Origin of the sequence: Dyella sp. 2RAB6, from assembly GCF_052115385.1 — a bacterium.
Classification (GTDB): domain Bacteria; phylum Pseudomonadota; class Gammaproteobacteria; order Xanthomonadales; family Rhodanobacteraceae; genus Dyella_D.
In genome coordinates this window covers 304886-326983 of record NZ_JBFRGP010000002.1, presented here as the reverse complement: position 1 = coordinate 326983, position 22098 = coordinate 304886, and the positions used below count along the sequence as shown (strand labels likewise).

Annotated in this window: 6 protein-coding genes (1 of these 6 running past the window's edge); 2 read left to right on the top strand and 4 right to left on the bottom strand. The window is 67.6% G+C overall.

All coding sequences use genetic code 11. The features are described from left to right. Position 1: 1 nt before the first annotated feature. The 4 genes from nirB to AB4083_RS05175 all read right to left on the bottom strand — a co-directional run bounded on the left by nirB (position 2) and on the right by AB4083_RS05175 (position 5697). Positions 2-2584, bottom strand: a complete 2583-nt coding sequence (gene nirB, locus AB4083_RS05190) for a nitrite reductase large subunit NirB (RefSeq protein ID WP_441606689.1) — start codon at positions 2582-2584, stop codon at positions 2-4. Positions 2585-2594: 10 nt separating this feature from the next. Beyond that, positions 2595-3929 carry an MFS transporter gene (locus tag AB4083_RS05185; RefSeq protein ID WP_441606688.1) on the bottom strand — a complete coding sequence of 445 codons (1335 nt, stop codon included), beginning with the start codon at positions 3927-3929 and terminating at the stop codon, positions 2595-2597. Positions 3930-4376: 447 nt separating this feature from the next. Then, positions 4377-5288: a hypothetical protein gene (locus AB4083_RS05180; RefSeq protein WP_441606687.1), complete on the bottom strand. Its 912-nt coding sequence runs from the start codon at positions 5286-5288 to the stop codon at positions 4377-4379. Between the two features lies 1 nt (position 5289). Then, the gene (locus AB4083_RS05175; protein WP_441606686.1) at positions 5290-5697 is read right to left on the bottom strand and encodes a hypothetical protein; all 408 of its coding nucleotides are present in this window, start codon (positions 5695-5697) and stop codon (positions 5290-5292) included. Between the two features lie 323 nt (positions 5698-6020). Between AB4083_RS05175 and AB4083_RS05170 the strand changes: the two genes are divergently transcribed. Together AB4083_RS05170 and AB4083_RS05165 are read left to right on the top strand one after the other, a co-directional pair. Then, positions 6021-6917, top strand: coding sequence for an efflux RND transporter periplasmic adaptor subunit (locus AB4083_RS05170; protein WP_441606685.1), 897 nt, complete (start codon positions 6021-6023; stop codon positions 6915-6917). A 130-nt stretch (positions 6918-7047) separates the two neighbouring features. Then, positions 7048-22098: the 5' portion of an Ig-like domain-containing protein gene (locus tag AB4083_RS05165; RefSeq protein WP_441606684.1), read on the top strand. It continues 22536 nt past the right edge of the window; only the first 15051 of its 37587 coding nucleotides appear in the window; its start codon is at positions 7048-7050; its stop codon lies beyond the right edge, outside the window.

Below are 22098 nucleotides of genomic sequence, written 5' to 3'. Positions count from 1 at the left end.
ATCACTCCGTTTCGACCAGTACCGGGATGCCGCGCAACGCAAGTTTCTCCTGCGCCGTCGCCGGCCGGATCTGCCCGCGCTCGGGCACGAACGCCAATTGGTCGTCGCCGGCCTCGCTGTTGACGTAGTGGCGGAAACGCGCGCGCACCTGCGGATCGGTGACGGCGCGCTTCCATTCGCAGGCATAGGTGTCGACCACCAGCGCCATCTCCGCCTCCAGCTCCGCGGCGAGACCCAGCTTGTCGTGCACGATCACCTCGCGCAGATAGTCCATGCCGCCTTCGATCCCATCGCGCCACACACTGGTGCGCTGCAGGCGGTCGGCGGTGCGGATGTAGAACATCAGGAAGCGGTCGATATAGCGGACCAGGGTGGGCGTATCCAGGTCGCCGGCCAGCAGCTCGGCATGCCGCGGCTTCATGCCGCCGTTGCCGCAGACGTACAGGTTCCAGCCCTTCTCGGTGGCGATCACACCGACGTCCTTGCTCTGCGCCTCGGCGCATTCGCGCGCGCAGCCGGACACCGCGAACTTCAGCTTGTGCGGCGAGCGCAGGCCCTTGTAGCGATGCTCCAGGTCGATCGCCGTACCCACCGAATCCTGCACGCCGTAGCGGCACCAGGTCGAACCGACGCAGGACTTCACCGTGCGCACCGACTTGCCGTAGGCGTGGCCGGATTCGAAGCCCGCTTCGATCAGTTCTTCCCAGATCAGCGGCAACTGTTCCAGCCGCGCGCCGAACAGGTCCACGCGCTGGCCGCCGGTGAGCTTGGTGTACAGGCCATACGATTTGGCAATGCGGCCGATAGCGATCAGCCCGTCCGGCGTCACTTCGCCGCCCGGCATGCGCGGCACCACCGAGTAGCTGCCGTCCTTCTGGATATTGGCAAGGAAATAATCGTTGCTGTCCTGCAGCGATGCGTGCTCCTGCTGCAATACGAATTCGTTCCAGCACGAGGCCAGGATGCTGGCCGCCACCGGCTTGCAGATATCGCAACCCAGGCCCTGGCCATGGCGCGCGAGCAGTTCGTCGAAGCGGCGGATGCGCTCGACCCGCACCAGGTGGTAGAGCTCCTGCCGCGAATGGGCGAAGTGCTCGCACAGATGGTTGGTCACCGCCAGGCCCTGGCGTGCCATTTCCGCCTTCATGATCTGCGTGACCAGCGGCACGCAGCCGCCGCAGGTGGTGCCGGCGCGGGTGGATTCCTTCAAGGCGCCGATGCTGGTGGCGCCTTCCGCCACCGCCATGCACAACTGCCCCTTGGACACGTTGTTGCACGAGCAGATCTGCGCCGACGCGGGCAGCGCGTCGAGCGCCAACCCCGGCCTGGCCTTGCCGTCGGAGGCGGGAAGGATCAGCGACTCCGGCGACTCCGGCAGCTCCATGCCGTTGAGCATCATCTGCAGCAGCGTGCCGTACTCGGCGGCATCGCCGACCAGCACGCCGCCGAGCAGGCGCTTGCCGTCCTCGGAGACCACCAGCCGCTTGTAGACGTGCCGCCGCTCGTCGCTGAACTGATAGCTGCGGCTGCCGGGCGTGGCGCCGTGCGCGTCGCCCAGGCTGGCCACATCGACGCCCATCAACTTGAGCTTGGTCGACATGTCGGCGCCGGCGAATTCCGGCAGGTCGCGCGCTTCCTCGCGCGTCAGCAAGGCATGCAGATGCGTGGCCACCACGCGCGCCATGTCATAGCCGGGCGCCACCAGGCCGAACACCTTGCCGCCCCATTGCGCGCATTCGCCGATGGCGTAGACGTCGCGGTCGCGCGTGCGGCAGAAGTTGTCGACCATGATGCCGCCGCGCTGGCCCACGCCCAGCTCGCATTGCCGGGCCAGTTCGTCGCGCGGGCGGATGCCGGCGGAGAACACGATCAGGTCGGTTTCCAGCGTGCTGCCGTCGGCGAATTTCATGGCGTGGCGTGCGCTGCTGCCGTCAATGCCGCTCCCATCGACAATAGCTTGCGTGTTCTTGCCGGTATGCACCACCAGGCCCAGTTCCTCGATGGTCCGGTGCAGGATGCGGCCGCCGCCGTCGTCCACCTGCACCGCCATCAGGCGCGGCGCGAATTCGACCACGTGCGTTTCCAGGCCCATGTCGCGTACCGCCTTGGCGCATTCCAGGCCAAGCAGGCCGCCGCCGACCACCACGCCACGTTTCGATTGCGCGCCCCATTCGGCGAGCGCGGCGAGGTCGTCGAGCGTGCGATAGGTAAGGCAGCCAGGCCGGTCGTTGCCGGGGATCGGCGGCACGAACGGGGTGGAGCCGGTGGCGATCACCAGCTTGTCGTAGGGGATCACTTCGCCGTCGGCGGTGGCCACCCGCTTGAAGGCGCGATCGATGCGCGCGGCACGCGTGGCGAGACGCAGATGCAATCCCGGGTGATCGAAGAAGCCCGGCGTCACCAGCGACAGCTCGTCCGCGCTGCGCCCGGCGAAGTATTCGGACAGGTGCACGCGGTCGTAGGCGGGCCGGCTTTCCTCGCACAGCACGGTGATGTCCAGGCCGGGCGTGCGCAGCGCCACCAGTTCCTCGAGCAGCTTGTGCCCGACCATGCCGTTGCCGATCACCACCAGTCTCATCGTCATGCGCGTCGCCTCAGTCGATGGCCAGCGCCGGCACCGGCGCATCCACCGGTCCTTGCCGCAGTACCCGCTCCTCGGCCACGTGTTCGCGGCTGAAGCGCACGGCGAGCGCGCACAGCGAGCCGGCGAGCACGAAGCCGCCCAGGTACATGAAAGTCAGCTGCACGGAGCCGAGCGATTTCTGCAGGAAACCCGCCGCCACCGCGCCCACGTTGCCGCCGGCGCCGACGATGCCGGCCACGCCGCCCAGCGCCTTGCGATCGATAAACGGCACCAGCGCATACGTGGCGCCACAGGCCATATGCGTGAACAGGCCGAAGCCGAGCATCGCCGCCACCGCCACGCCGGCGCTGTGCGCGGTGGAGAACCACAGCAGCCCGAGTCCTTCGAAGAACATCAGTACGCACAACAGGCGCACACGCGCCGGCAGGCCATGCCGGCGCACCAGGCGATCGGAAGCGATGCCGCCGAGTGCACGCGCGAACAAGGCCAGCAAGCCGAAGCCGCCGACGGCGAGACCGGCGTCGCGCAGATTCAAGGAGAAGCGATCCACGTAGTAGCTGGCCGCCACGCCGTGCACGAACAACTCGATGCCGAAGCACCCGGCATAAGTGACGAACAGCAACCACACACGATAGTTGCGCGCCGCCGCGCGGAACACCGCCCAGCCGCCAGGCTTGCCGCCGTCGATCGCGATGCCGCGTTTGCGCAGATCGCGGTAATCGCCCTGCGGGGTGTCCTGCGTGCAGTTCCAGTACAAGATGCCGACCACCACCATCAGCACCCCGGGCAGCAGCATCGCCTCGCGCCAAGCCAGGCCCTGCCCCACGCCCAACGCGATCACACCCGCCAGTACCCACGGCATCGCCGCCTGCGCCGCACCACCACCCGCATTGCCCCAACCCGCCACCGTCGCATTGGCCGTGCCGACGACTTGGGGCGCGAACATCACCGAGGTGTGGTACTGCGTGATCACGAAGCTGGCGCCGATCATGCCGATGGCCAGTCGCATCACCAGCAAGGATTCATAACTGTGCACCAGCAGCATGCCGAACACCGGCAGCGCGCCGAGCAACAGCAGACCCGTATAGACACGCCGCGGCCCGAAGCTGTCGCACAGCGGCCCGATCAGCAGCCGTCCGAAGATGGTGACGGCGACCGCGGCGATATTGATATCGGCGACCTGGTCCGCGCTCAGGTGCAGTTCGCCGCGGATCAGCGGCATCAATGGCGCGGCGGAAAACCACGCGAAGAAACACACGAAGAACGCCAGCCAGCTCAGATGGAACGCCCGCATCTGCGGCGTCCGCCATTGCAGCAGCTCGATCCGGATCGCCTTGCCCGACATGCGCTTCTCCCCGCAGAGAACGAATCGATCCCGCGGGTGAAGTGGTGCTGGCCGCGGGAGCACGCCGTGTTGCTATGCAACACGTGTGCCATGCGAGGAAAGCGCTGAAAGTAAGGTGTTTGTGGAAGAGATGGCCGATTCAGGCGGCTATTCGTGCACCAAGATCAGTCGCACAAGATGTGCTTGCACCAGTGCAGTGCAGCAATAAAATGCAACCAGACCCATCATCACGCCAGTCCATAAACTGGAGCCCTTCTCCCACCGGGAGCACGCGGGGAGGGCACAGGGATGTGCCCGGCCTTGAGGAGCGAGGAAGGTGGCGGCAGCCGGATGAGGGTACGGGCGGAGTCGAGCGCACCACTCCGCCCGCACCCTCATCCCTCTCTCCCACGGGGACTACCTTCGGGTCGCCGACGCGAGAGGGGCTTTACGTCTCGACACTCCGGATCACCGCGCCCCACCCGTCTGCGAAAAACTCAACTCCGTACACTTCTGCGCCCGCGCCTGCTTGTCGGTGTCACTCCCCGTCGCCATCGCCGCGCCCAGGCAATTGGTATACGCATCCGTTGCCGCCGCCCGCCCCGCACCTTCCGCCAGGCTCTGCGCCGCGATACCGGTGGAGAACACCTTGCCGATCGCCAGACCCACCGCCGTAGTGCCTGCATCGCTCTTGCCATCGAACCGGCCATACACCGACAAGGCATCCTCCCGCACCAGGCCAAGCTGCTTCGCCGCTTCCAGCGCCGCAGGCCGCTTGGCGGAAGCTTCCTGCTCCGCCGCAGTCAACGACGGCGCCAACTGCTGGATCTGGCTATCGATGGTCTGGTTGCTCGCCTGCGCGGTGGCGAGCTGGCCCTTGGCATCCTGCAACTGGCTCGCCGCCTCCCTGGTGTCCAGCCGCGAGGCCTTCAACTGGGTCAGCCGGGACGTAGCCAGGACGAGCTGGCTCTTCAGCGGATCGATCGGCGTCTTCTGACTGCTCAGCGCCTGGATCGAGCCCTTGGTGGTTTCCGCGTTCTTGGCCGCTTTCAGATAGTCGTTGACCTTGGCCAGGTTCGCCGCATCCGCGCTCTGCGGCTCCAGGTCGTTGGAATTCGAATACTTCGCGCGGACCTGCTCCAGCACCAGGTCCGAGGTGCCGGCCTTGTTCGACCCCGCCACCGACACCGGCACATAGGCGGCATCCAGCTGGTCATAGCCGATGCTCAGCGTCGCCCCCGACGCGCTCGCCGGATTGGACGTGACGGTCACGCCGAAACTCACCCGCGACGAGTACACCAGCGCCGCCTGCGGCAACGGCGAGCAGGCCGTCAAAGCCAACAGTCCAGCCGCAAGCACCATCCTTGAACGAAGATCCATGTCATCCCCCTTGATGTGTGTTGACTTCACAGACGTGCTCCAACGAGCCACCACCCTTCTGCAGTTGCTGCCTGATCGCTGCTGCTTCCTCGGTCGTGCGAATGACCAGGATGAGCTGGCACTGCTGCGGATCCTTGCTGGTAACCAGCAGTTGTCGCGTCCAACCGACGGACGTGCCATTGGCCACCGGCACTACGCCGAAACCGGTGGTCTCGACGACGAGCAGGCGCGCGTGCGGATCGGGCTCGAGCCGCAGCACGCCGAAGCGGTAAGACACAGAAGTTTTTCCCCCTTCCACCACGCGCACCTGGGTACACCCCGCCAGCGCCATGCAGGCGAGCGGCACGACAAGGCGCGCGGGCGAGACCCACGCCAAGCGGCGCGAGCACGCGTCGCGAACGTCGAACAAGGCATTCCCCCTGATGGAATGGCCGCGGTCGAATAACACAGGATTCGATAGCGAGGCGTGAAACGAAGGGGCGCGCGGCCTAGGAATATTTCCGACCGCCAGTTGGCCGCCGAGGCTTCCGCCGCGCTGGCCCGGCCTGGTCCGAACTGACAAATCCAAGCCTTTCAGGCACATCCCCGAGCGCCGCGAAAACCGCAAAAACTTACGTCGATCAGCCCCTTGTGGGCGCAGGAACGAGCCGCTAGTTTTTGTGAGCGCGAACACGCTTGGACGGGTCACAGGGGGCTCGTCGGCGGCGTTCGCCCCTGAAGGGGGACAAAGGAATGACTCTTACGGCTGAGCCTTCGGGCCGCCGCCGGGCATGGAGCCGCCCGCGCACCGCACGTGCCTGCGCACGTGCGTACCGCCACCGCCATCGGCTCCCTCTCTACGCGCTGCTGGCCTGGTGCGCAGCTCCGGCGTGGGCGGCCAACCCGTCCTACGACTGCCTGATCGAGCCGACCCAGACGGTCGAGCTGGGGGCGCCCGTCAGCGGCCTGATCGATCGCGTCCTGGTCAAGCGCGGCGACCGCGTGGCGCACAACCAGGTGTTGGCGACGCTGGAATCGCATGCGGAACAGGCGGCGGCGGATCTTGCGCATTACAAGTCGCAACTTGCGGGCCCGACCCAGCAGGCGCAGAGCAAGATCGAATTTTCCCAGCGCAAGTTCACCCGCCGCCACGACATGGCAGCGGAAAAACTCATGTCCAGACAGGACAGCGACGACGCCGAGGCCGAGCTGAAACAAGCTCAGGCCGAACTGGTTTCCGCCAAGGAAAACCGCGAGGTGGCGCACCTGGAATACGTGCAGCAGAGCAGCCAGCTCGCGCTGCGCACCATCCGCAGTCCGTTCGACGGCGTGGTGGTCGACCAGATGATGTGGCCCGGCGAAATCTTCGAGCCGGGCGCCACCAAGCACGCCGTATTGAAGATCGCCCAGCTCAATCCGCTGCGCGTGCGCGTGGTGATGCCGCTGCGCGCGTTCGGCGAACCCGCCGCCGGCATGGAGGCCAGCATCGCACCCGAGATTCCCGCGGGCAGCCACTACAACGCGAAGGTGATCAGCGTCGACCGCATGGTCGATGCTGCCAGCGGCACCTTCGTGGTGTTCATGGACCTGCCCAATCCCAAGCTCGACATCCCGTCGGGCGTGAAGTGCAAGGCCACCCTGGCCAAGTAGTCCAACGATCCAGCCCAAGCATTTCAGCGGCGACGCCTCGCGCGGCGCCGGCAAGCAGCATCGGACCTATTCGCTTTTCAACGTCGATCGGCCACCGCGCATGCGCGGCAGGGCCTGCCAAGAGGGCAACATGGAACAGTCGCACGGCAACAGCAACGGCAAGCTCAACGAAACCCTCTCGGCAGATGCGGCCGACACCAGCCCCGCCTCGAACACACCGGCGATCCGCTTCGAAGCACTGGAACCGCGCGTGCTGCTCTCCGGCGACGTCAATCCCGCCGCGCTGTCCATCAACGGTTCGCTCGATGCGCCGGGACAGCAGAAGCAGTATCAGTTCACCGTGCAGGACACCAAGCGCGTCGTCTTCGACAGCCTGACCAACCGCTCCGATCTCAACTGGACGCTGGCCGGCCCGAACGGCACCGTGGTCAACGGCCGCCAGTTCTCCGACGACGGCAACTACTACAGCGGCACGCCCGCCTTCGATCTGGGCAGCGGCACCTATACGCTCACCGTGGCCGGCTCCGCCGACGCCGTCGGCAGCTACGCCATGCGCATCGTCGACGCTACCGCGGCCGCCAACCTCACGCCCGGCACGGCGGTGTCCGACTCGCTGGTGCAAGGCAACGAAACCAGCGTCTACCGCTTCGACGCCAACGCCGGCCAGCAGTTCTTTTTCAAGAGCAACAGCATCAGCGGCGGCTCGGCCTACTGGCGCCTGATCGATCCGTACGGCCGCCAGGTCGGTTCGCACTACAGCATCGGCAACGACCCGGACGCCTTCACCGTGCCGAGCAACGGCGAGTACCTGTTGCTGGTGGAAGGCATGTCGTCCAACACCACGCCGGTCAACTACAGCTTCACGCTCAACCCGGTGGTCAATCCGCAGTTGGCGCTGACCCTGGACCAGACCACCACCGCGGTCACCCAGCCCGGCCAGACCAACTACTACAGCTTCACGCTCAATGCCGACACCCAGATGGTGTTCGACAGCCTGAGCAACAACTTCAACTGGGGCCTGAGCGGCCCCACCGGCGAGATCGTCGCGCCGCAGAACCAATCCGAAGCCAGCAATGCCTTCGAGCTGTCCGCCGGCACCTATACGCTGACGGTGCGCGGCTACAACGGCCAGGCCGGCAGCTACGCGTTCCGCATGCTGACCGACGCGTCCGCGCAGACCCTGACCACCAACACCCAGGTCAGCGGCACGCTGGACCAGCCGACCGGCTCGCAGATCTACAAGGTCGCGCTGACGCAGGGACAGAAGCTGTACTTCGGCAGCCAGTCGCCGACCGGCGGCAGCGCCAACTGGCGCCTGCTCGATCCCTACGGCAATGCCGTGGAAAGCAGCTATCTCGGATCGAACACGGCGCCCTTCACCGTGGCCTCGACCGGCACCTACTGGCTGATGCTCGACGGCTATATCTACAACTCGCCGACCGCGACCCTGGGCTACAACTTCCAGCTCAACCAGGTGCCGGATCTGCCGGCGACGCTGAGCGTGGGCACCGCGGTCAACGGTTCGATTCCGCTCGCCGGCCAGTCGGCCGTGTATTCCTTCCATCTGGCCGCGGCGACCCAGCTCGCCTTCGATGCGCTGTCCAACCGCAACGACATGCTGTGGTCGCTGACCGGCCCGCGCGGACAGGAAGTCAGCAACCGCTCGCTGAACTACTCCGACGGCAACTCGGGCCAGAACGTGCTGGCCTTGCCGGCGGGCGACTACACGCTCACCGTGCAGGGCTCCGGCGCAGCCACCGGCGCGTTCGCCTTCAACCTGCTGGACCTGTCCACCGCCGCCGCACTGGCACAGGGCGCGCCGCTGTCCGGCACGCTGTCGCCAGGCAACAGCAGCACCGCGTTCCAGTTCAATGCAGCGGCCGGCGACAGCGTGGCCGTGCATGCGGCCAGCGCGACGGGCGGCGGCGCGGCGTGGCGCATCGTCGATATGTTCGGGCGCACGGTGGCTTCGGGCGGGCTGTCCGGCGACAGCGCGGCGGTGAGCCTGGCCAATGCCGGCAGCTATACGCTGCTGGTCGAAGGCTATGTCGACAACGCCACGCCGGTCAGCTTCCAGGCGCGCCTGGACAACACCGGCAACACCGCGCCGACCGCCCTGCCGGCCGGCGATCCGCTGAGCCTGGGCAGCGTCACCGCCGGCGCGCTGGCGGCGTGGAACACCACCAAGACCTACCGCTTCACGCTCGGCGCGACCACCCAGCTGCTGCTCGATGCGCAGCAGTCCGGCAACACCTACTGGACGCTGCAAGGTCCGCGCGGCACCGAATTCAACACCTGGGTTTCCAGCGGCGACCAGCTGCTCACCCTGCCCGCCGGCGACTATGCGCTGACCCTGCAGGGCGCGCCGTCCAGCGGCTACAGCGCCGGTGCGTACGCCTTCAGCGCGATGGACCTGTCCACCCTGCCCAGCCTGCAGCTCGGCCAGCAGACGATCGCCCAGCGCTCGCCGGGCAGCAGCGCCACCGGCTACCGCGTGCAGGCCAGCGCGGGCCAGACCCTGCTGCTCAATGCCGACTACATCTCCGGCTACAGCCCCACCTGGCGCCTGGTCGGCCCGCAGGGACAGACCCTGCAGGCGCAGTCCGGCGACAACGTCGGCAATCTCTTCCATATTCCGGCGGACGGCACCTACACGCTGCTGGACCTGGGCTACTACTACGACAGCTACGCCACCGACCGCGACACCTTCACTCTCAGCGCGACGGATACCAGCACCGCGCCGCTGTCGTTCAACGACATCGCCAAGGCCACGCTGAGCGGCCGCCAGTCGATCGCGCAATACAGCTTCACCCTCGACCACGCGCAGGTGGTGGTGCCGGACGTGCTCGCCGGCGCCAACGGCAATCCGTCCAACCTGCAGTGGATGCTGCGCTCCACCGCCGGCAACCTCACCGGCTGGCAGTCGGCCAGCTACGACCAGGGCAGCGCGCAGCTGCTGCCGCCGGGCCAGTACACGCTGCTGTTCCGCAACACCAGCGACAGCTCCACCGACCTGTCCTTCCGCGTGCTCGACCGCGACGTCGCGCAGGACCTGCAGCCCGGCACGCCGGTGCAGACCACCCTGGTCACCGACCAGACGCAGATCTTCCGCTTCAACGCGAATGCGGGCGACCATCTCTACCTGCAGGGCGATCCCAGCTCGCAGTCCAACAATGCCGATTGGCGCATCCTGGCGCCGGGCGGCGCCGTCATCGCGTCGGGTTCGATCTACAACGGCTACGACTATGCCGACATCGCCGCGACCTATACCGGCGAATATCTGCTGGTGGTCACGCCGTACGTCGGCAACAGCGCGCCGAAGTCGCAGCCGATGAACTTCACGCTGGGCCGGCGCAGCATCCAGAACGCCGCGCTCACGCTCGGCGCGGACATCACCGGCAGCATCGCCCAGCCCGGCCAGAGCATCCAGTACAGCTTCACCCTGGACGCGCCGACCTCGGTGCTGATGAACCTGCCGGTCAACAACAGCTCCTACCTGCGCTGGAGCCTCACCGGCCCGCGCGGCGCCGAGGTCTCGCAGCGCGACTTCAGCTACTCCAGCCAGAACCTGCTGAACCTGCCCGCCGGCACCTATGTGCTGACCGTGGCCTACGGCAATCTGTCCACCGGCAGCTTCCACTTCAACCTGCAGAACCAGGCGAGCATGCCGGTGCTGGCGGTCGACACGCCGACCACCGTCGCGTTGCCGTTCGCCGGCCTGCCGGCGCCGTACCGCTTCGACGTGCCCGCCAATGGTGACTTCCGCATGGAAGTGCCGCAGGACGGCAACTACGACCAGTGGCAGGTGCAGAACGCGCAAGGCCAGGTGCTCGCCAGCGGCAACAGCAACTACAACGATCCCACGCCGTTCCATCTGGCCGCCGGCAGCTACGTCGTCACCTGGCAGAACTATTGGAACGCCAGCGCCGACACCACGGTGAACAACTTCGTGCTGCGCCACGTGCTCACCACCGTGCAGCCGCTGGTGGCCGGCACGCCGGTCAGCGGCACGATCGCCGCACCCGGCCAGCGCTACGAGTACGACTTCTCGCCGAGCGCGCCGACCACGGTACTGTTCCAGAGCCTTACCCACCGCAGCGACATCACCTGGCAGCTGGTCGGCCCCAACGGCAATGTCGCCAGCGGCGCCGGCATGGACGGCTCGGGCGACCTGCTGTTGCCGCTCAATGCCGCGGGCGATTACCGCCTCACCATCATCCCCACCGGGCAAGCCAGCGGGGCGTTCGCCTTCAACCTGTTCGACTTCGCCACCACCGCGGCGCTGGGCCTCGGCACGGCGCAGACGGCGGTCATCGCACCGTCCAGCGCCGGCATGCTGTATGCCGTGCAGGGCGCGGCCGGCGATTACCTGAAGCTGCATATCGACAGCATCAGTGGCGGCAGCGTCAGTGCGAACCTGCTCGATGCCCGCGGCAATGCCGTGCTGATCCTCGGCAACGTGACGGCCGGCCAGGACGTGCTGTTCAAGCTGCCGCACGACGGCCGCTACCAGCTGCAGCTCACCGGCGCCGGCGATGGTGCGGAAACCGATATCGGCTACAGCGCCTCGCTGACCACGCCGGCAAACGGCAGCCTCACCCTCGGCACCGACGTGCTGGGCCACAGCAGCGCGGCGGGTGTGCCGGACAGCTACGCCTTCGCCATCGCCGTGCCGTCCACCGTGCTGGTCGACGGCTTCGGCGATGCCGGGCAGCGCTGGAATATCCGTGCCGCCGACGGCCACCTGGTGCAGACCGGCCATACCAGTACGGCTGCAGCCTGCCTGCTCGGTCCGGGCACCTACACGCTGGAAGTGCTGGCCGACGACGCCTCGCAGCTCGGCGCCTACGGCGTGCGCATCGTCGACCTGGCCGGCGCGGCGGATCTCGCCATCGGGCAGTCCAGCGTCAGCGCCACCGACAGCCACGCCCTGGTCTACCGCCTTACCGCCGGCATCGACCAGTCGGTGATCCAGCTCGCGGTGAGCACCGCGCAGGCGAACGGCGCGAGCATCCGCGTCTACGACGCCGGCGGCCAGCTGGTCGCCTCCGGCAGCGGCGCGCTGGCGCCCACGCTGATCGCGCAGAGCGTCGCCAGCGGCACGCAGCGCTATCTGGTGATCGACGGCGCGGCCGGCGACTACACCATCAGCTCCAGCGAGACGCAGGCGCCGCCCGCGCCGCCGCTGGCCTGGGGCAGTTCGATCAGCGGCAGCTTCAACTTCGTCGGCGACAGCGCACGCTATCGCGTGACGATCGGCTACGCGCAAACGCTGTCCATCGCCAACCTGCTGCGCGACCTCGGCTCGCACGGCGTGCACTGGCGCCTGACTCCGGCCGGCGCCTCCAGCGAAAGCCCGTGGGCCGACGAGGACGCCAGCACCTACGCGTCGCTGCCCAATAGCGGCGACTACGTGCTGACCATCGCCGCCACCGCGGACCAGGCCAGCTATGCGTTCCAGACCGTGGATACCGCCACCGCCGCGGCCCTGCCCAGCGGCAGCAGCAGCGGGCAGCTCGCCGCCGGCCAGGCGGCACTGGTCTACCGCTACGAGGCGAACAGCTCCGCTGCGCTGCATATCGCGCTGGACAGCAGCGACGACAGCTCGCTGGCCTGGTCGCTGTACGACGTCAACGGCAACCTGCTCGCCTCCGGCGTGGCGGGGACGGCCGTGGATACGCCCGTGCTCGGCACCGGCTCCTACCGGCTGCTGCTGGCACGCACCGGCACCACCGCTGCGGCGTTCGCGCTGCACGTCGACACGATCGCGTTGCCGCTCGCGCACCCGGGCGACACGCTTATCGGCAGCACCGATGCGGCCACCGGCTTCTCGGTCTACCGCATCGCGCTCGATCGAGACATGCGCGTGCTGCTGCACAACCTCGGTTCGGATGGCGGCATTCAGTGGGGCCTGGCGCCTGCCGGCAGCGTGCCTGCGCTGTCGTGGCTGCAGAACAACAATCCCGGCTCGCTCGACGTGGAGAACGGCGCGCCGTCGCTGCAGTCGCTGACCGACGGCAGCTACGAGCTGTGGATCCGCAGCGACAGCCCGGGCGCGAACTTCGCCCTGCAACTGCTCGACCTGTCCGACGCGCCGGCCCTGCCGGCCGCGGGTACGCAGGCCACCATCGCCGGCGGCGAAGCCGCGCTGGCTTATCGCCTCACGCTCGCCACGCCCACCGCGCTGCACCTGGCGTTCGGCCTTGCCGACACGCAGTCGCTGCGCTGGAGCCTGTTCGACAGCTACGGCAACCTGATCGCCGAAGAGACCGACGGCGCCGACACCGACCTGCCCACCCTGCCCTACGGCGACTACGTGCTGGTGTTGAAGGGCCAGGATCCGAACGGCGCCGACGTCGCCTGCAACGTGGTGGCGTCCACCGCCACGCTGCCGCTGGTGCAGCCCGGCCAGATCGTGCACGGCGTGCTCGCCGGCAACCCGAACACCCCGACCACCTATCACCTGAGCCTGGACCATGCCGCCAGCCTGGTGCTGCGCACCCTGGCCAGCCAGGGCAATGTGCAGTACCAGATCTACTACAACGGCTACCCCTACGACACGCACCGCAGCGGTGAGCAGTACTACCTGGCGGCGGGCGAATACGACATCCGCATCACCGGCAGCTTCACTGGCGAGACCTTCAGCTTCGCGCTCGCCGACCTGACGCAGGCGCCGGCGCTGGACAGCGCGAACAGCGCCCAGGGCCAGTTCGACGCGACGCATGGCGCGGCCGCCTACACCTTCACCATCAGCGGCAACGACTACCTCGACTTCGGCGCCGTCACCGCCGCCGCGACGGATGCCGACTTCGAATGGGTGCTCTACAACGCCGGCGGCTTCCAGGTCGCCTCCGGCAACAACAGTTTCTATCGCGAGCAACTGTCGGCCGGCAGCTACACGCTGCTCGTGTATGCCGACACCACCGATCCGCTCGCCTACACCGCCGAAGCCACACTCGTTCCGGCGCCGGTCTATCCGCTGACCGTGGGCGCGGCCCAGCCGATCGTGCTGGACGCCACCAGCAACTTCCGCGCCGGCTACAGCTTCAGCCTCGATGCGCCGGCGCGTTTCATCGCCTCCGCGCGCAACGTCGCCAATCAGTCGATCTACTTCGACATCGTCGATGACGCCGGGCATTCCTGGACCAACGGCAACGTCTATCTGCCGAACAGCCAGACCAGCGTGCTGTCACTGCCCAAGGGCCACTTCACCCTGCGCATGTACGCCTATGGCGCGGTCGGCAGCACTGCCACCGACGGCACGGCACCCAGCTTCCGCCTGATTAACCTGGACACCGCGACCGAGCTGTCGTCCGGCACCACCGCCTCGGCCGACCTGGCCGAGGCGTCCGACGCGCAGGTGTGGCATTTCACCGGCAACGCCGGCGACACCATCCAGCTTTCCAACCAGCTGAGCATGGTCGGCGGTTCGCCGCAGGCGTACTGGTACGTGGTCGGGCCGGATGGCCACTACCCGATTTCGGGCTGGGCCTACGGCAATCTCAACCTGGCCAGCTTCGCGCTGTCTTCCAGCGGCAGCTACGCGCTGGTGGTGACCCAGGCCAATGGACCGTTGACGGCCACCTTCGGCAATACGCTGCTCAGCCATACCGATACGCCCACGGTGCCGAGCGCGCCGCTCACGCTGGGCCAGACCAGCAGCATCACCCTCAGCAACAACGACTCGCGCACCTACACCTTTACGCTCGACCAGGCGGCGCTGCTCTCGATCAACGGCGTCGCCAGCAGCTGGGGCATCCGGTGGCGCGTGCTCAACGCCAGCGGCCAGGTCATGGCGAACAACTTCGACACGTCCGGCGGCGGCTTCGCGCAGCCGCAGCTGGTGGGCGCGGGCGATTACACGCTGGAAATCGACTCTTCGCTCGACGGCTCGACCACGCTCAGCTTCAGCGCCAGCACGCAGGCGCAGGTCGCCGTCGCCGACGGCGCGCTGACCGTGCCGGCGGTGCTGGGCATGTACGGCTTCAAGGTCAAGGCAGGACAGGACTACTACATCTACGGTGCGCCGGGCAGCAACGTGCTGATCTACGACGCCAGCTTGAACCAGAACAACCAGTACTGGATCAACAGCAACGCCGACTACTACGTGGTGCACGCCGACCACGACGGCACCTGGTATGCAGCCCTCACCAATACCTACCTGAGCGACCCCACCGCCGCCGCGCTGCACATTGCCGCACCCACGCCGCTGGTCTCGGGCCAAAGCGTGTCGGACACGCTGCCGGCCGAAGGCGGCGTCAAGATCTACAGCATCGACGTCGACCACGACCAGACGATCAGCCTGTGGATGCCCAGCTACAGCGACGGCGTGAGCGCCCAGTTCCAGGTGCTGGACCGGACCTACCAGCTCAACGGCAATGGCTACTACACGCTGTTCCTGCCCAAGGGCCACTACAACATTCCGGTCGTGGTCCAGGGCAGCGGCGGCGGTGGCGAATCCTTCGCGGCAGCCATGAGCGAAGGCGGCAGCAGCAACTCCGGCAACACCGGCGACTACAGCTACACGCTGATGTTCCAGAGCGTTGCCGATGCCATCGCGCTGCCGCTGGATACGCCGACCACCATCAGCTTGAATCCGGGCCAGCTGCAGACCTACGCCTTCCAGGCGCAGGCCGGGCAGCGCCTGTACTTCGTGCCGCAGGCCGGCAGCAGCAGCGCCGGCGCCTGGCAGCTCTACGATGCGCAGGGCCAGTACCTGTGGGGCGACAGCTCCTCCAGCAACGACATGCTGCCGGCGTTCGCCGCCAACGGCACCTATTACCTGGTGTGGTCCGCCGCGGCCGATGCCGCCGGCCCCGCCAGCTATGGCTTCGCCCTGGCCAGCGCGCAGCCCGCCGCGAACGGCACGGTGCAGATCGGCGACACCTTGCAGATCGACACCCAGGCTGCGTCCGACACGGTCTACTACGACCTCAACGTCACCACGCCGTCGCGCCTGCTGCTCGATGCGCTGGCCAACACCGGCGCCGGCTACGACTGGCAGCTCACCCAGAACGAAAACTATCTCGGCTCCGGCACGTGGCTGCCCGGCGATGCCGCGGCGCAAGGACTCACCCTCGCCGCCGGCAGCTATCGCCTGACTTTGCGCGCCAAGGGCAGCGACGCCAGCCACCTGTCGCTTGCGCTGATCGACGCCACCGCGGCCGCGCCGCTCGCGCTCGATGCGCCGCTCAACGACAGCATCGTCCCGGGCCAGGCCAAGACCTACGCCTTCGACAGCAGCAGCGGTGACACGCTGCACGTGGCGCCGCTGGACAGTGGCAGCCTGAGCGGCCGCTGGATCCTGCTCGACCCCAGCGGCAACGTGAGCGCCAGCGGCGATCTGGCCAGCGCCGCCGACGTGGCGCTGAGCGCCAGCGGCCGCTACCTGCTGGTGTACCAGACCGTCGCGGGCAGCGATGCCACGCCGGTGGCGTTCCAGTTCGAGCTCAGCCGCGTGCTGGTCAAGCTCGGCGATTCGCTGCAGCCCACCGGGCCGAGCACCTATGCCTTCCATCTCGACCGCAGCACGCACCTGCTGCTGGACCTGGGCTATCTCAGCAACGGTGGCTATCTCAACTGGCACATCACGCGCCATGGCGAGACCGTGCTCAACGGCGAGGGCAGCAGCGCGCAGGCCAATACCGCGTTCGATCTCGAAGGCGGCGACTACCAGCTCGTCATCGACAGCATTCCGTACGGCTACGACGGCGCACGCCTGCGCCTGCTCGACCTGGGCAGCGCCACCACGCTGACCCCAGGCACTCCCGCCAGCGGCAACACCCTCACCGGCAATGCCGACCTGTTCCGCTTCAACGCCGCCAGCGGCGATACCGTCACGCTGGACAGCGGCGACAACTTCAGCTGGTCGCTGTACGACGAGTTCGGCCATTTCCTGCAGCAGGTGCAGGGTGCCGGCAGCATCGCCAACCTCCCGCGCAGCGGCACCTATTATCTGGTGCGCGACACGGAAGACGACGGCACCGCCAGCGAGCAGACCTATGCCTTCACCCTGAGCACCTCGCACCTGCTGCCGCCGCTGCCGGTCGGCAGCGCGGTGCAGGGCCTGATGCAGAACGGCAGCCTCTCTTACCAGCTGCAGGCGAGCGGGCCCACCTCGCTGTGGATCACCATGCCGTCCGGACAGAGCGCGCGCCTGGACGTCTACGACGGCCAGGGCACCCTGCTCTATTCGTTCGATCCCTACGGCGCCGATCGCGCGGTGATCCTGCCGGGCGCGGGCAACTACACCTTCCGCTTCGTCGATCTCAACGGCAACGCCGGTTCGCGCTGGATCAATTTCAGCACGATCGATCTCGCCACCGTGCCCGCGCTGCAGCCGGACGTGCTGACCACCGGCACCTACACGCCCAGCAATGGCCCGCAGATCTTCAAGCTCAACCTGGCCCAGGCCAGCCAGTTCTGGTTCGATCCCTTCAACGTATCCGGCCAGCTCACCTATCTGAACTGGCATCTGGTCTCGCCCTACGGCAACCAGATCAGTGCCGGCTCGATGTACAACCAGAGCGGCACGCTGTCGGTGCCGGCCGGCAACTACTACCTGGTGATCGACAACCCGGGCTACGTGCCGTGGAGTTCGATCAACTACAGCTTCGCGATCAAGGCCGGCTATACCGCGCTGCAGTCCGGCACGGTGGTCAACGGCAGCGCGCCCGCGACAGGCGTGCCGCAGCAGTACACGCTGCATCTGGACCACGATTCGGTGGTGGCGTTCGACGCGCTCAGCGCATCCAACGGCGCCTACTGGAGGCTGACCAATGCCAACGGCTCGCAGCTGTTCAACCAGCAGCTCGGCTATTACTACTACTCCGACTACAACTACGACTTCGCCAGCCTGCTGGCCGCCGGCGACTACGTGCTGACGGTATGGAGCGGCAACAGCAGCGCCAACCCCTTCAGCTTCCGCATGCTCGACGCATCCGCGGCCACGCCGGTGACGCCCGGCACGCCGGTCAGCACCACCCTCGATGCGCGCAGCATGCAGCTGTACAGCATCGACGTGCCCGCCGACGGGCATTACTTCCTCGATGCGCTGCCGGGCCTGAGCTCGACCAGCAGCGGCATCGTGCCGAGCTGGACCCTGCTCGACCCGCTCGGCCGCACGGTGTTCTACCAGCAGTCGATGGGCAGCGATTACGGCAGCTGGAACGGCAGCAACTACAGCTACCAGTTCAACGGCAGCGGCATCGACCTGGGCCACCTGCTGGTCGGCGGCCGCTACACCCTGGTGCTGGCCACCGCCAACTACGCCAGCACGCCTTCGCCGAATGTCTCCTTCAACGTGGTGCGCGTGCCCGACGCGCCGGTCACCGTGCTGGACACCCTGGTGGTCACCCCGGCGCCCGACCTGACCGTCACCTCGGTCAACGTCTCGCCCGCCGGCACGCTGCAGACCGGCCAGACCGTCGACGTGCAATGGGTGGTCGCCAACCAGGGCGTGCTGCCGACCAGCGGCAACTGGAACGACCGCATCGTGGTGCGCAATATCGCCACCGGCGTGATCCTCGCCGACATCAGCGTGCCGTATGACGCGGCCGACGCCGCCAACGGTCCGATCGGCGTGGGCGAGGCGCGCACGCGCCACCAGCAGATCCGCCTGCCCGACGGTTCCTACGCAGCCGGCAGCATCAGCATCACCGTGCTGACCGATGCCGACAACGTCATCAAGGAAAGCAACAACGTCGGCAATGCCGAAAGCAACAACGCCGCCAGCATCACCGCCACGGTGGAGCTGTCGCCGTACGCCGACCTCACCGTGCAGGATCTCAAGCTGCAGCCGGCCAGCGCATTCCAGCCGGGCCAGGCCGTCAACGTCAGCTGGACCGTCGGCAACCAGGGCAATGTCGCCGTGGCGCAGCCGTGGAGCGAGACGCTGGAGGTGCGCAACCTGTCCACCGGCAAGGTGGTCGCCACCGTCACCCTGCGCGACCTGCTCGACGCCGGCCCGCTAGCCGCCGGCGCCACGCGCCAGCGCAATGCCAGCTTCACCTGGCCGACCGGCCTGGATGCCTCGGGCAACTTCGCCATCCGCGTGATCGCCGACAGCCTGGGCGAGATCCCCGAAGCGAACGCCAACGGCACCGGCGAAAGCAACAACGTCGCCGAGATCGACCAGGCGGTCGGTCCGGACCTGCAGGTGCAGAACCTGCAGGTGCTGAGCACCACCATCCAGGCCGGCGGCCTGGTCACCATCACCTGGGAAGACTGGAACCAGGGCGCCAGCGCCACCGGCACCGCGTTCAACGACCGCATCACGGTCAGCCGCGTCGACAACGGCATGAGCGTGCTCGACACCAGCCTGGTGTACGACCCGAGCGCCCTGGTCAATGGCCAGGTCAACGGCCCGATCGGCCCCGGCGAACATCGCCTGCGCAGCTTCACCTTCCGCCTGCCGGATGGCCTCAAGGGCACCGGCAACTTGAGCATCACCGTCACCGCCGACCAGAACGCGGCCGGCGTCGGCGTGCTCTACGAAACCAATCTCAGCCACGACGCCGAGAGCAACAACAGCGCCGCCACCGCGGTGGTCTCCGCCGCCGTGCCGTACGCCGACCTGCGCGTGGACAGCGTCACCACGCCGGCCACCGGCATCGGCGGGCAGCCGGTGACGATCAGCTGGACCGTGGCCAACCACGGCCAGGCGCCGACCGGCGATGCCTGGTCCGACGAGATCGTGCTCAGCTCCGACGCCATCATCGGCAATGCCGACGACATCGTGATCGGCAGCGTGCGCCGCAACGGCGCGCTGGCGGTGGGCGACAGCTACACGCAGACCGCCACCATCAACCTGCCGCTGCTCAACGACGGCCATTACTTCCTGGCCGTGCGCGCCGACGGCCAGGGCGAAGTGCTGGAACCGGATACGCGCGGCAACAACGCCAGCGTGGCCAAGCCCATCACCGTGGCGGCCGCGTATGCCGACCTCGGCGTGGTCTCGGTCACTGCGCCGACCACCGCGTTGAGCGGCGAGAACGTGCAGGTCAGCTGGACCGTGTCCAACACCGGCAACGCGCCGACCAACCTGGCGCTGTGGAACGACCGCGTGGTGCTGTCGCGCACCGGCGTGCCTTCGGCGGACGACATCGTGCTGGCCGGTTCGGTCACGCATGCCGGCGTGCTCGCCAACGGCGGCGCCACCTATACCGCCACCGCCACCCTGACCCTGCCGCGCGACCTGGTAGGCGACTACTACATCCTGGTCACCACCAACCTCAACAACACCGTCAGCGAGAACGGCCACACCGGCAACAATGCCAGCGCCACCACGCTGCCGCTGCACATCGCCCTGGCGCCTTCCGCCAACCTCACCGTCAGCGACGTCAGCGGCCCGGCCGCCGTGCGTCCGGGCGATGCGGTCAGCCTGAGCTATACCGCGCACAACACCGGCACCGGCGATGCCACCGGCGTGTGGCGCGATCGCGTGTACCTGGACGATGGCCAGGGCCACCAGATCGAAGTCGCCAACCAGTTCTTCACCGATGGCCTGGCCGCCGGCGCCAGCGCGGCACGTACGATCTCCTTCACCCTGCCCGCCGGTTTCACCGAAGGCAGCTACACCTACGTGGTGCGCACCGACACCGACAACACGGTGTACGAGCGCGACGGCGAGAACGACAACAGCGCGTCGGCCAGCACGCCGGTGGTGGTGGCGCGTCCGGATCTGTCCGTCAGCAAGGTCAGCGGCCCGACCCTGGTGCTGTCCGGCAGCAACCTGCACGTGCAGTGGACCGTCGGCAACAGCGGCGGCATTGCCACCGGCAACTGGCTCGACCGCGTGTTCCTGTCGCACAACGGCATGCTGACCCAGGTCGCCGAGCTGGCCCACAGCGGCCCGCTGGCCAGCAACGGCAGCTATGACGCTTTCGCCGATATCCAGCTGCCGCTGGATGCCAATGGCGATTACGAGATCGTGGTGGTCACCGATGCCACCAGCGCGATCGACGACCATGGCCGCGCCAACAACACCGCGCAGCAGGATCTCACCGTGCAGTTGGCGCCCTATGCCGACCTTGCGGTGAGCGCCGTGCAGGCGCCGTCCACTCTGATCGCCGACCCGGCCACCATCGACGTGAGCTGGACGGTCAGCAATAACGGCACCGGCGCCGGCAGCAGCTCGCAGTGGGTGGACCGGGTGATCCTGTCCACCGACGGCGTGCTCGGCAACGGCGACGACCGCGTGATCGGCGAAGTCGTGCACAACGGCGCGCTCGCCGCGGGCGCCAGCTACAACGGCGCGCTCAGCGTGATGCTGCCGCCGGGCACCACCGGCCGCTACAAGCTGTTCGTGGTCACCGACGCCACCCATCAGGTGTTCGAGAACGGCAACACTGCGAACGACACGGCCCTGCTCGGCCACGACGTCGACGTGATGCCCAAGCCGTACGCCGATCTGCAGGTGAATTCCGTCTCCACCCTGGGCACCCCGGTCAGCGGCCAGCCGCTGGCCCTGACCTGGACGGTGAGCAACCAGGGCATCGGCATCACCGACAGCTCCGAATGGTCGGACCAGGTCTGGCTCAGCTCCAACCCCGACGGCAGCGGCGTGATCGCGCAGTTCGGCAGCGCCAACCACATCGGCCAGCTCGCGGTGAACGACAGCTACACGCGCAGCATCACGGTCACCCTGCCCAACGGCATCCAGGGCAATTACTACATCAATGTGCGCACCGGCGGGCCGTTCGAGTTCGTCTACGGCAACAACGACACCGGCCACAGCGCGGCCGTGCCGGTCACGCTGGCGCCGTCGCCCGACCTGCTGGTGCAGTCGGCCGGCATCGCGCCGTCCTCGCCGGACAGCCTCGCCGCCGACGGCAGCAGCCTGCTCGAAGGCAGCCTGGCCGACGTGACGTGGACGGTAGGCAACCAGGGTCAGGCCGACGCGATCGGCCCCTGGGTCGACACCATCAAGCTGGTGCCCGCCAGCGGCACCGGTGCGGCCATCGTGCTCGGCAGCTTCACCTACGACCGCCCGCTCAAGGCCGGCGAAAACTACAAGCGCACCGAACAGATCCGCCTGCCGTCGAAGATCGAAGGACTGTATCGCCTGCAGATCACCACCAATGCCAACTTCGGCGGCAGCGGCGCGCAGGTGTACGAGTACGGCGCGGCCGCCGGCAACGACGTGCTGCTGGCCAGCAACCCGACGCCGATCGCGCTGCAG